Consider the following 12,012-nt stretch of genomic DNA (forward strand, 5'->3'; position numbering starts at 1 on the left):
TTCCGTGGGTTCAGCATGCCATCGGCCGCCCGGATGCAAAGAACGAGGCGCCCGGTGGGCTGATCGCTCAGTCCGCCGGGCGCCTCGGGACGTCGTACGTCTCAGTCCTTGATCTCGCAGATGGGGGCGCCGGAGGTGAGGGAGGCGCCGACCTCGGCGGACAGGCCCTTGATGGTGCCGGACTTGTGCGCGTTCAGGGGCTGTTCCATCTTCATCGCTTCGAGGACGACGATCAGGTCGCCTTCCTTGACCTCCTGGCCCTCCTCGACGGCCACCTTGACGATGGTGCCCTGCATCGGGGAGGCGAGGGTGTCGCCGGAGGCCGCGGGGCCGGACTTCTTGGCGGCGCGGCGCTTGGGCTTGGCCCCTGCCGCGAGGCCGGTGCGGGCCAGGGTCATGCCGAGCGAGGCCGGGAGGGAGACCTCCAGGCGCTTGCCGCCGACCTCGACCACGACCGTCTCACGGCCGGCCTCCTCGTCCGCCTCGGTGTCGGCGGGAGCGGCGAAGGGCTTGATGTCGTTGACGAACTCGGTCTCGATCCAGCGGGTGTGGACCGTGAACGGCTTGCTGGAGCCGGTCAGTTCCGGCGCGAACGCCGGGTCGGTGACCACCGCGCGGTGGAAGGGGATGGCGGTGGCCATGCCCTCGACCTGGAACTCCGCCAGGGCGCGGGCGGCGCGCTGCAGCGCCTGCTCGCGGGTGGCGCCGGTGACGATCAGCTTGGCCAGCAGGGAGTCCCAGGCCGGGCCGATCACGGAGCCGGACTCGACGCCCGCGTCCAGGCGGACGCCGGGGCCGGTGGGCGGGGCGAAGGTGGTGACGGTGCCGGGGGCGGGCAGGAAGTTGCGGCCCGGGTCCTCGCCGTTGATGCGGAACTCGAAGGAATGGCCGCGCAGCGGCGGGTCGTCGTAGCCGAGTTCCTCGCCGTCGGCGATGCGGAACATCTCCCGCACCAGGTCGATGCCGGCGACCTCCTCGGTCACCGGGTGCTCCACCTGCAGACGCGTGTTGACCTCCAGGAAGGAGATCGTGCCGTCCAGGCCGACGAGGAACTCCACGGTGCCGGCGCCGACGTAGCCGGCCTCCTTCAGGATCGCCTTGGAGGAGGAGTACAGCTCGGCGACCTGCTCGTCGGAGAGGAACGGGGCGGGGGCCTCCTCGACCAGCTTCTGGTGGCGGCGCTGCAGCGAGCAGTCACGCGTGGAGACGACGACCACGTTGCCGTGGGAGTCGGCCAGGCACTGGGTCTCCACGTGCCGCGGCTTGTCGAGGTAGCGCTCGACGAAGCACTCACCGCGGCCGAAGGCGGCGACGGCCTCGCGGACGGCGGAGTCGTACAGCTCGGGCACCTCTTCGAGCGTGCGGGCGACCTTCAGGCCGCGCCCGCCACCACCGAAGGCGGCCTTGATGGCGATCGGCAGGCCGTGCTCCTCGGCGAAGGCGACGACTTCCTCGGCCCCGCTCACGGGGTCGGGCGTGCCGGCCACGAGAGGGGCGCCGGCGCGCTGCGCGATGTGCCGGGCGGCCACCTTGTCGCCGAGGTCGCGGATGGCCTGCGGCGGCGGGCCGATCCAGATCAGACCGGCGTCCAGGACCGCCTGGGCGAAGTCGGCGTTCTCGGAGAGGAAGCCGTAGCCCGGGTGGATCGCGTCCGCCCCGGACTCACGCGCGGCCTTGAGGACCTTGTCGATGTCCAGGTAGCTGGTGGCCGGAGTGTCACCGCCCAGGGCGAACGCCTCATCCGCGGCGCGGACATGCAGAGCGTCCCGGTCCGGGTCGGCATAGACGGCCACGCTCGCGATCCCAGCGTCCCGGCAGGCCCGGGCCACGCGGACAGCGATTTCGCCACGGTTGGCGATGAGCACCTTGCGCACGATTGAGGCTCCCTCCTTGAAACAAGCCGAGTTTAGGGACTGCCGACACGCCACATCGACCCGTCCCCAGTGGTGAGCTTGCCCACACGGAGCGTGATTCCAGGCTCGCTCGACCTGCGAAATCCCATGTCGCGCCTCGGTACGCAGGTCTCTCCCGGAAAACCCTAGCCCTCCGCTGTGGTCAAGGTCTCTGTCATCACGTGCTGCGGGCCACTCTGTTTCTTTGTGGAATCCCTACGAATGGCCCAATGATTCTTTGCTGTCGCCCGAACCCTTGTCCCGGGGTTTACCCGTTAGTAGCGTTCGCGATGTCTCGTACGTACTTGGGGTAACAGCGCGGCTCGGAAGTGGGTGGGGACCGGTGGTACGCAGGCCGGTGGCGTGGGTGGTGGCGCTCGTGCTCTTCGTAGAGGGGCTCGGCGTCGCGGCGCTGCAGTGGTTCCTCGGTGTGGTCGTCGACCGGCAGGACATGTCGCTGGCCGGCCTGGACCCTGACGTGATGTCGACGTCCTCGAAGGTCGGTGGCCTGGTCTTCGGCGGCTACTTCGCGCTGTGCGGGCTGGTGGCCCTGCTCGTGGCGGTGCGCGACCGCGCCCCGGCCGGCTTCGGGCGCATCCTGCTCATCAGCGCGGCCGTGGTGCACGGGCTGCTGGGCGCGTTCGCCTGGGGGCTGGTGGGCTGGACGGCGTTCCTGCTCATGGTCGTCGTACTCGGCCTGATAGTGCTGCTGCTGATGACGTACGACGCCCAGGGCGCGCCCGCCGCCCAGGAGCCCGTCGGCGCCGCTCCCGACGGGGGCCAGGGCGGCGACGGTTCTCCGGCCGGCGGGCCGCCGGTCACCTCTCCGCCGGCGCCCACAACTCCGTGATGCCGATGCCCAGTTGGCTCAGCAGCCGTCGTACCAGCGGCAGGCTGATGCCGATCACATTGCCGTGGTCGCCGTCGATGCCGTCGATGAACGGGGCCGAGCGGCCGTCGAGGGTGAACGCCCCGGCGACGTAGAGGGGTTCGCCGGAGGCGACGTACGCGGCGATCTCCTCGTCGGTCGGCTCGCCGAAGCGGACGACCGTGGAGGCGGTCGCGGAGGCGTACCGGCCGGTGGCGGTGTCGTAGACGCAGTGGCCGGTCTGGAGTGTGCCCGCGCGGCCGCGCATCGACTTCCAGCGGGCCGTGGCCTCCTCGGCGTCCGCCGGCTTGCCCAGGGCCTCGCCGTCCAGGTCGAGGACCGAGTCGCAGCCGATCACGATCGCGCCCTTGACCTCCGGCTTCGCCGCCACGACGGAGGCCTTCGCCTCGGCCAGGGCCAGCGCCAGCTCGGCGGGGGTCGGCGCGGTGACGGCGTCCTCGTCGACGCCGCTCACGATGACCTCGGGGTCCAGACCGGCCTGGCGGAGCAGATTGAGCCGGGCGGGGGACTGGGAGGCGAGGACGAGTCGGCGGCGCGGCTGATCAGTCATGCGGTCAGCGTATCGGCGCGCCCGGCCGGGCTCACCTCAGCCCGAGCACGATCATCGTGAGCACCATGGCCAGCGCCATGAGAACGCCCAGCCGCCGCAACATCTCCTGCATGTCGCGCAGTTCCTTGGGCGGCTCATTCTCCGGGTCGGACCACAGCATGCCTTCCATCGTCGGTCGGGGGCCCGGGGCGGCGCCTGAGTACGCATACTCAACTTCCCTCTACAAACGGTGCTACGGTTCCATTAGCTAAAGGGACTTCAGTTCCGTTTGGAGGATGTGCTGCCATGTTCACGACTTCCTGGACCGCGTCACCCCAACTGCCCAGCGAGGGCTTCACCCCCAACTGGTCCCGCGAGGGCTTCTGGCGCCAGTCACTGCGGCAGGTCGTAAGGCTGTCGGCGGGAGGTGGCCGGGTGCGGGTGCGGCTGTCCCACGCGTACGGCGCCTCGCCGGTGCGCGTCGCGGGCGCGAGCGTGGGGCGTACGGCGGGGAGGGCCGCCGTGGAGCCGGGATCACTCACCCGGCTCACCTTCGCAGGCGCCGGGGAGGCCCGGATACCGGCCCACGGCGAGCTGGTCAGCGATGACGTCCCGCTCGCCGTCGCCGCCGGGGAGTCGGTGACCGTCACGCTGCACTTCGACACCACCACCGGACCCGCGACCTTCCACGCCCAGGCCTTCACGACCAGCTATCTGGGCGAGGGCGACCTGACGGCCCACACCGGCGGCGAGGGCTTCGACGCGGTGACCGAGTCCTGGTACTTCCTGTCGGCGGTGGAGGTCGACGCCGGCCGCGGGGACGCCGTCGCGCTCTTCGGGGACTCGATCACGGACGGGTTCGGGTCGACGCCGGGCGCCGACCGCCGATGGTCCGATGCCCTTGCCGCGCGCACGGGGCGGCCCGTGCTCAACGCGGGCATCGGCGGGAATCTGCTGCTCAACGACTCCGCGTGGTACGGCGACGGCGGCATCCGCCGGTTGCGCCGCGATGTTCTCGACCGGCCCGGCGTGGACACGCTGGTCGTCCTGCTCGGGCTGAACGACATCGGCTTCAGCGAGACGGACGAGCAGCCGACCTACAAGCCGGCGCCCGTGGTGGAGGCGGAGGAACTCATCGCCGGGCACCGGGAGTTGATACGGCAGGGCAGGGTGGCGGGACTGCGGGTGATCGGGGCGACTCTGCTGCCGTTCGGGGGCTCGGACCACTGGGGTGAGCACGCGGCCAAGGTGAGTCACGAGCTGAACGAATGGATTCGCCGCTCGGGGGAGTACGACGCGGTGGTGGACCTGAACCGGGCGCTGGCCGACCCGGAGGACCCGGATCGGCTGCGGCCGGCGTACGACTTCGGCGACCACCTGCACCCGAACGACGCCGGGTACGAGGTGATGGCCGAAGCCGTGTCGACGCTCCTCTAAGCGGGCCAGTACGTACGCGCCCACGTCGTCGGGCCCGGCTGCGGCACCCTCTGCGCCGCGATGCGGGACGGGTCGGACCAGGAGTCGCGCGGGGTCGGTGCGCCGGGCGGCAGGGTGCTCGCCGCCGCGGCGCGGGCGCGGACCACCGCCAGTGCGGCGGCCAGCTCCTCCGGTGTCGGGTTGCCCCTTAGGACCTTGATGTTCATGACGGCTCCCAGCGGGCCTAGAGGGGGATGTTGCCGTGCTTCTTCGGAGGCAGGGATTCCCGCTTCGTGCGCAGCTGACGCAGGCCCCGTACGACGTGCAGGCGGGTGTCGGACGGCATGATCACCGCGTCGATGTAGCCGCGCTCGGCCGCGATGTAGGGGTTGAGGAGGGTGTCCTCGTACTCCTGGATCAGCCTCGCGCGCACCGCCTCCAGATCCTCGCCGTTCGCCTCCGCCTCGGCGAGGGTGCGCCGGTGCAGGATGTTGACGGCGCCCTGGGCGCCCATGACGGCGATCTGGGCGGTGGGCCAGGCGAGGTTGAGGTCGGCGCCCAGGTGCTTGGAGCCCATGACGTCGTAGGCGCCGCCGAAGGCCTTGCGGGTGATGACCGTGATCAGCGGGACGGTCGCCTCGGCGTAGGCGTAGATCAGCTTGGCGCCGCGGCGGATGATGCCGTCGTGCTCCTGGTCGACGCCCGGGAGGAAGCCGGGGACGTCGACGAAGGTGATGACCGGGACGTTGAAGGCGTCGCAGGTCCGCACGAAGCGCGCGGCCTTCTCGCTGGCCTGGATGTCGAGGCAGCCGGCGAACTGCATCGGCTGGTTGGCGACGATGCCCACAGGGCGGCCTTCGACCCGACCGAACCCGGTGATGATGTTCGGCGCGAACAGCGGCTGCGTCTCGAAGAACTCGGCGTCGTCCAGGACGTGTTCGATCACCGTGCGCATGTCGTACGGCTGGTTCGCGCTGTCCGGCACGATCGTGTCCAGCTCGCGGTCCTCGTCGGTGACGGACAGGTCCGCCTCCTCCGGGAACGCCGGAGCCTCGGAGAGGTTGTTGGACGGCAGGTACGACAGCAGCTGCTTGACGTACTCGATGGCGTCCTTCTCGTCGCCGGCCATGTGGTGCGCCACGCCGGAGGCGGAGTTGTGGGTGCGGGCGCCGCCCAGCTCCTCGAAGCCGACGTCCTCACCGGTGACGGTCTTGATGACGTCCGGGCCGGTGATGAACATGTGCGAGGTCTGGTCGACCATGATCGTGAAGTCGGTGATGGCGGGGGAGTACACCGCACCGCCCGCGCAGGGCCCGACGACGAGGCTGATCTGCGGGATGACCCCGGACGCGTGCGTGTTGCGGCGGAAGATCTCGCCGTACGCGCCCAGCGAGGCCACACCCTCCTGGATACGGGCGCCGCCGGAGTCGTTGATGCCGATGACCGGGCAGCCGGTCTTCAGCGCGAAGTCCATGACCTTGACGATCTTCTGGCCGTAGACCTCGCCCAGCGCACCGCCGAAGACGGTGAAGTCCTGGGAGAACACGGCGACGGGGCGGCCGTCGACCGTGCCGTACCCCGTGACGACACCGTCGCCGTACGGGCGGTTCTTCTCCAGGCCGAAGTTGGTGGAGCGGTGCCGCGCGAACTCGTCGAGCTCGACGAAGGAGTCCTCGTCGAGGAGGAGCTCGATGCGCTCACGGGCCGTCAACTTGCCCTTGGCGTGCTGCTTTTCGACGGCGCGAGCGGAGCCGGCGTGCGTCGCTTCCTCGATACGGCGCTGGAGATCCGCGAGCTTGCCCGCGGTGGTGTGGATGTCGATCCCTTGGATCTCGTGACGCTCTTCCGGCTCGGACATCGGGATGGCGCTCCCTGCCTGCTCAAAAGGGGGGACGGTTACTCATCCGTAGAGTAGTGGGGGGCCTACGAATCAGCAGTGCGGCGTTTCACACACCTAGGGTGGCTTGCATGACGCCGCGAGATGCATCAGACGACAGCCGCTGGTCCGACCTGCAACGTCCGCCGCTCAACGCCGCAGCGCTGCGCCGCGGGCTCGTGCGGGAGGGCGGGTTGTGGCGGGACGTGGAGCTGGTGCAGCGCACTGGCTCCACCAACACCGACCTGGTGGACCTCGCCACCGAGGGCAAGGCGAGCGAGGGCGCGATCCTGGTCGCCGAGGAGCAGACGGCCGGCAAGGGGCGCCTCGACCGGCAGTGGACGGCTCCGCCCCGCTCGGGGCTGTTCTTCTCCGTGCTGCTGAACCCCGCCGAGGTGCCCGCGGCCCGCTGGGGGTGGCTGCCGCTGCTCACCGGGGTCGCCCTGGCGACGGGGCTGTCACGGGCGGCGGGCGTCGATACGGCACTCAAGTGGCCCAACGACCTGCTGGTGACCGTGGGCGGCGAGGAACGCAAGGCCGGCGGGATCCTGGCGGAGCGGGCCGGTGACGAAGGGGTGGTCGTCGGCGTCGGCGTCAATGTCACGCTGCGTGAGGACGAGCTGCCGGTGCCGCAGGCGGGCTCGCTGGCCCTCGCCGGAGCCGTGAGCACGGACCGGGATCCGCTGCTGCGGGGCGTGTTGCGGTCGTTGGAGGAGTGGTACGGGCGTTGGCGGGCCGCGGCTGGGGACCCGGTGGTGAGCGGGCTGCAGGAGACGTATGCGGCGGGGTGCGCGACGCTGGGAAGGGTCGTGCGGGCCGAGTTGCCGGGGGAGCGGACGATCACGGGGGAGGCGGTCGCCATCGACGGGGACGGGCGGCTGGTGCTGGCCACGGCGGAAGGGGTGCAGGAGCCCGTGGGGGCGGGGGACATCGTGCATCTGAGGCCGGCGTAGGCGCGGGTGGGGCTGTACGCCTCTCGGGAGTGAGGTGGCCCACACCTGCCGTAAAGTGAAGGCCGGTCGATTACTGACCGCGGCAGATCGGAAGGGCAGCAGGCGTGACCGTCGACGACACGGGCTCCGGCACGGGCGCGGACGGCCGGGTGGACCCCCATGCCGCCGACCCCGGCGAGGATCCGCTCGCCCTGCGCCTCGAACAGCTCATCCTCGGCGCCGAGCGGCGCTACACCCCGTTTCAGGCGGCCCGTAGCGCCGGTGTCTCCATGGAGCTGGCGTCCCGGTTCTGGCGGGCCATGGGGTTCGCCGACATCGGGCAGGCCAAGGCGCTGACCGAGGCCGACGTACTGGCGCTCAGGCGTCTCGCCGGTCTCGTCGAGGCGGGGCTGCTCAGCGAGGCCATGGCCGTGCAGGTGGCCAGGTCCACCGGGCAGACCACGGCGCGGCTCGCCGACTGGCAGATCGACTCGTTCCTGGAGGGCCTGACCGAGCCGCCGGAGCCGGGCATGACCCGCACCGAGGTGACGTATCCCCTGGTCGAGCTGCTCCTGCCCGAGCTGGAGGAGTTCCTCGTCTACGTCTGGCGCCGCCAGCTCGCCGCCGCGACCGGCCGGGTCGTGCAGGCCGCCGACGACGAGGAGATGGTCGACCGGCGCCTGTGCGTCGGCTTCGCGGACCTCGTCGGCTTCACCCGGCTGACCCGCCGTATGGAGGAGGAGGAGCTCGGCGAACTCGTCGAGGCCTTCGAGACCACGGCCGCCGACCTGGTGGCCGCACGCGGCGGCCGGCTGGTCAAGACCCTCGGCGACGAGGTCCTGTACTCCGCCGACGACGCGGCCGTCTCCGCCGAGATCGCCCTGCGGCTCATCGAGACGATGGCCAACGACGAGACGATGCCCGAGCTGCGCGTCGGCATCGCCTTCGGCACGGTGACCACCCGGATGGGCGATGTCTTCGGTACGACCGTGAACCTCGCCTCCCGGCTCACGTCCATAGCTCCGCGTGACGCCGTCCTCGTCGACAGCGCGTTCGCGGAGGAACTCATCCGAACGGGTGAAGCCCCCGCGTCGGAGGCGGAGGCCGCGGAGGCCGCTGCCGCGGCGGAGAAGGAGGGGGAGGAGCCGCCGGTGTACCGGTTTGCGCTGCAGCCGATGTGGCAGCGGCCGGTGCGGGGGCTTGGTGTGGTCGAGCCTTGGCTTTTGACGCGGAGGGCGTCCGGCGGGGGCGAGTGAGCGCCGTTGGGGTGGTGGCTGTGGCTCGGCTGCGGGTTCGTTGTGGCTGGTCGCGCAGTTCCCCGCGCCCCTTCGGGGGCGTTGCAGCGCGGGGCGTTTTCAGTCGCCGCTGGTCAAGCGGTCTACACACAGGCCGATGACTGGGACACAGACTGAGTCCTCATCGGGGTGATCCGGCTGTGGGGCCGGGGGATTCGGGTCCGCCTGGCTGGGCGGGGTGGTCGGGGTCGGGGCCGGTCGGGGTGCGTGACTGGTCTGCGTCGCCGGGCGGGGTGTCGGGGGCTGAGCCTGACCGTCGGCCGGCGTCGTGCTGGGTCCTGGCGTCGCGGTCGTGTTCGTCGTCGGTACGACGATCGTGTTCGTTGTCGGTGTCGCGTTCAGGCCGCCCATGACAGAGGTTGCGGACGGACTTGCCTTCGGGGCAGGTGTCGGGACGGAGGCCGCAATGTCGGTCGAGCGGTCCTTCTCCGTGACCGTGTCGGAGTCCGGGACGGGGTCCGTCTCGGTGGCGCTGAGGCCGGTGACGTCGGAGCCGGGGGTCAGTCGTACGAGGCTCAGTGCGCCCGCGGCCAGGGCCAGGCCGCCGGCCGCGAGGAGGACCTTGCGGGGGCGCGGGCGGCGGTGGCGGCCGCGGGCACCGAAGAGACGCGGGGCGGTCTGTTCCGCCTCACCGGTGGTCCCGGTTTCTGCTGATGTCTCCACCGTCACGCCCATCACGACCCCTCCCAACGCACTCGCGCCCCCAATGCGCCGTGGTGTCGCGCACGTTATGCGTTGGCGTGGGCAGCGAGGCGGGAGTTGGGTGGGATGTCACTCGAACGGGGTGTCGGCACTCGATTCGGGAACCGCTCGTCGGGCCTTTCCCCGGCGCGGTCCGGCTGCGATGATCGGGACGATGGTGTTAACCCGCGTTAACCGGAGGGTGTCATGAGCGAGGAGCGGTACGGGGAGTTCGTGCTGGTGCGGCGGCACGGTGACGGGGGTGCCGAGGGCGCCGGGCATGTCGCGGAGCTCGTCCTCGACCGGCCCAAGGCCATGAACGCCGTGTCGACGGAGATGGCCCGTTCGATCGCGGGGGCGTGTGCGGCGCTGGGCGCGGACAACGGCGTACGGGTGGTGGTGCTGACCTCGACACATGCGCGGGCGTTCTGTGTCGGGGCGGACCTGAAGGAGCGGAATTCGTTCAGCGACGCCGATCTGGTGCGGCAGCGGCCTGTGGCGCGGGGGGCGTACACGGGGGTGCTGGAGTTGCCGGTGCCGACGATCGCGGCGGTGCACGGTTTCGCGCTGGGGGGTGGCTTCGAGCTGGCGTTGTCCTGCGATGTGATCGTGGCCGACCGGACGGCCGTGGTGGGGCTGCCGGAGGTGTCGGTCGGGGTGATTCCCGGGGGCGGGGGCACGCAGTTGCTGCCGCGGCGGGTGGGGGCCGCCAGGGCGGCGGAGCTGATCTTCACGGCGCGGCGGGTCGAGGCGGGTGAGGCTCGGGAACTGGGGCTCGTGGATGTGCTGGTGGAGGAGGGGCGGGACCGGGAGGAGGCCCTGGCGATGGCGGGCCGGATCGCCGCGAACTCGCCGGTGGGGCTGCGAGCGGCCAAGCGGGCGCTGCGGGTGGGGCACGGGCTGGATCTGCGGGCCGGGCTGGAGATCGAGGACGCGGCTTGGCGGGCGACGGCGTTCTCGGGGGACCGGGCGGAGGGGGTGGCGGCGTTCAACGAGAAGCGGCGGCCTGAGTGGCCGGGGGAGTGATGCCGGGGGAGTGGTGGGGGCCGGCTGTCCCTTGGCTGCGGTTTCGGCGGTTCGGCGGTTCGGTGGTTCGGTGGGGGTGATTCGTCGGCGGGCGGTTGCGGCGGGGGAGGGCGTACGGCCGTACGCCCGAGCATCCTCTGTCGGCCCCGATGCTCGGCCACGGGCTGAGTGATCGGTGGTGGGGCGGGGTGGTGGCGGGATCGGCCGGTGAGCTCCCCGTTCGCCACACCAACGTCCCGAATCGGCGCAAAACTACCTAGCCTGGAGTGATGGGTGAGGACAGACGGCTCGCGGCCGTAGTGGCGCTGGCGCAGGGGATGGCGGCGGCGCACACCCCGCGTGAGTCCTGGCGGGCGGCGGCGCTCGGGGCGTGTCGGGCGTTGGACGGGAGCTTTGCGGCGCTGTCGGTGTGGGAGCGGGAGCTCGGGCGGTTGCGGGTGCTCGTGAATGTCGGGGACCGGGCCCGGGGGGAGGAGGAGTTCCCGAGCGACGAGGCTTATCCGGTGCATCAGTTCCCGGAGATCACCGAGTTCCTGCACGAGCGGTGGGCCGCCGGGGGTGAGCCCAACGCCTGGGTGGAGACGGCCGACGGTCCCTCCACCGGTCATCCCGGGTACTGCCATCAGCGGGTGGCGGCGCTGCGGCGGCGGGGGCGGGGGTGCTGTGTCGTGGCGCCGATCGTGCTGAACGGGCGTGCTTGGGGGGAACTGTATGTCGCTCGTTCCGTCGGTGTGCCTGTCTTCGACCGTGCGGACGCCGACTTCGCGACCGTGCTGGCCTCCGTCGTGGCGGCCGGGATGGCGCAGTGCGAGCGGCTGGAGGAGGCTCGGCGGCTGGCGTTCACCGATGCGCTGACCGGGCTGGCGAATCGGCGTGCTGTCGATGTGCGGCTGGAGGAGGCCATTGAGCGGCATCGCAGTCACGGTGTTGTCGTGAGTCTCGTCGTCTGCGATCTCAACGGGCTCAAGCGGGTGAACGACACCCGGGGGCATGCCGTGGGGGACCGGCTTCTGGAGCGGTTCGGGTCGGTGCTGTCGCTGTGTGGCGCGATGCTGCCCGGGGCTCTTGCCGCGCGGCTCGGGGGTGACGAGTTCTGTCTGCTCGCCGTCGGGTCGCCCGTCGGTGATGTGGTGAAGGCCGCCGAGGAACTGTGTCGTCGGGCGGCTGAGTTGGAGTTGGGGGAGGGGGTCGCGTGCGGGGTGGCGTCCACCGAGGACGCGATCGGGCCGGTTCGTTCTGCGCGGCGGCTGTTTCGGCTTGCTGACGCGGCTCAGTACCAGGCGAAGGCGGTTCGGGCCGGTATGCCTGTCGTCGCGGGGCGGGAGGGGCCGGACGATCCTGTGGTGCGGCTCGCTGACGCGGAGCCGGCCGGGGAAGGGGTTGTGGAGCGGCGGCGGTTCCGGGGGCGGTTGCCGTGACGGTGCCGCGGTGGGCCTCGCGGGGTTTCGCCCCCGCCGCCCCTACCCGTCCCATCCT

The 12,012-nt window shown here is 71.2% G+C and carries 11 protein-coding genes; 6 read left to right on the top strand and 5 right to left on the bottom strand.

Translation table 11 applies throughout. From position 1 onward, the window contains the following. Window positions 1-101: 101 nt before the first annotated feature. On the bottom strand, window positions 102-1,874 hold the full coding sequence (locus ACIREI_RS24235; RefSeq protein ID WP_403336376.1) for an acetyl/propionyl/methylcrotonyl-CoA carboxylase subunit alpha: 1,773 nt from the start codon (window positions 1,872-1,874) through the stop codon (window positions 102-104). A 361-nt stretch (window positions 1,875-2,235) separates the two neighbouring features. On the opposite strand from ACIREI_RS24235, the gene ACIREI_RS24240 reads away from it, so the two are divergent. Next, window positions 2,236-2,742, top strand: coding sequence for a hypothetical protein (locus tag ACIREI_RS24240; RefSeq protein WP_403336379.1), 507 nt, complete (start codon window positions 2,236-2,238; stop codon window positions 2,740-2,742). On the opposite strand, the gene ACIREI_RS24245 is transcribed toward ACIREI_RS24240, so the two are convergent. Both ACIREI_RS24245 and mmpB read right to left on the bottom strand, forming a co-directional pair. Further along, the gene (locus tag ACIREI_RS24245) at window positions 2,711-3,331 is read right to left on the bottom strand and encodes a Maf family protein (protein ID WP_403336381.1); all 621 of its coding nucleotides are present in this window, start codon (window positions 3,329-3,331) and stop codon (window positions 2,711-2,713) included. The genes ACIREI_RS24240 and ACIREI_RS24245 overlap by 32 nt on opposite strands. A 31-nt stretch (window positions 3,332-3,362) precedes the next feature. Continuing rightward, window positions 3,363-3,491 (bottom strand): morphogenic membrane protein MmpB, encoded by a 129-nt coding sequence (mmpB, locus tag ACIREI_RS24250; protein ID WP_093747104.1) that lies wholly within the window; start codon window positions 3,489-3,491, stop codon window positions 3,363-3,365. Between the two features lie 125 nt (window positions 3,492-3,616). Here mmpB and ACIREI_RS24255 point away from each other — a divergent pair, with 125 nt between their 5' ends. Beyond that, entirely contained in the window at window positions 3,617-4,747 is a 1,131-nt protein-coding gene (locus tag ACIREI_RS24255; RefSeq protein WP_403336383.1) for an SGNH/GDSL hydrolase family protein, read from the top strand. Here the strand turns inward: ACIREI_RS24255 and ACIREI_RS24260 are convergent. Together ACIREI_RS24260 and ACIREI_RS24265 are read right to left on the bottom strand one after the other, a co-directional pair. Continuing rightward, window positions 4,744-4,953, bottom strand: a complete 210-nt coding sequence (locus tag ACIREI_RS24260; protein ID WP_301997309.1) for an acyl-CoA carboxylase epsilon subunit — start codon at window positions 4,951-4,953, stop codon at window positions 4,744-4,746. The two genes, ACIREI_RS24255 and ACIREI_RS24260, sit on opposite strands and share 4 nt — an antisense overlap. A 17-nt stretch (window positions 4,954-4,970) precedes the next feature. Beyond that, on the bottom strand, window positions 4,971-6,584 hold the full coding sequence (locus ACIREI_RS24265) for an acyl-CoA carboxylase subunit beta (protein ID WP_403336386.1): 1,614 nt from the start codon (window positions 6,582-6,584) through the stop codon (window positions 4,971-4,973). A 110-nt stretch (window positions 6,585-6,694) separates the two neighbouring features. Here ACIREI_RS24265 and ACIREI_RS24270 point away from each other — a divergent pair, with 110 nt between their 5' ends. From ACIREI_RS24270 to ACIREI_RS24285, 4 genes are all read left to right on the top strand, one after another. After that, complete coding sequence (locus tag ACIREI_RS24270; RefSeq protein WP_403336388.1) at window positions 6,695-7,555, top strand: biotin--[acetyl-CoA-carboxylase] ligase; 861 nt, start codon at window positions 6,695-6,697, stop codon at window positions 7,553-7,555. Window positions 7,556-7,659: 104 nt separating this feature from the next. Beyond that, window positions 7,660-8,790, top strand: a complete 1,131-nt coding sequence (locus ACIREI_RS24275) for an adenylate/guanylate cyclase domain-containing protein (RefSeq protein WP_403336391.1) — start codon at window positions 7,660-7,662, stop codon at window positions 8,788-8,790. A gap of 927 nt (window positions 8,791-9,717) precedes the next feature. After that, on the top strand, window positions 9,718-10,536 hold the full coding sequence (locus tag ACIREI_RS24280; protein ID WP_403336394.1) for an enoyl-CoA hydratase/isomerase family protein: 819 nt from the start codon (window positions 9,718-9,720) through the stop codon (window positions 10,534-10,536). Window positions 10,537-10,805: 269 nt separating this feature from the next. Then, complete coding sequence (locus tag ACIREI_RS24285) at window positions 10,806-11,954, top strand: diguanylate cyclase domain-containing protein (protein WP_403336396.1); 1,149 nt, start codon at window positions 10,806-10,808, stop codon at window positions 11,952-11,954. Window positions 11,955-12,012 lie beyond the last annotated feature (58 nt).

The sequence above is a fragment of the Streptomyces sp. NPDC093591 genome (assembly GCF_044764885.1).
Taxonomy (GTDB): Bacteria; Actinomycetota; Actinomycetes; order Streptomycetales; family Streptomycetaceae; genus Streptomyces.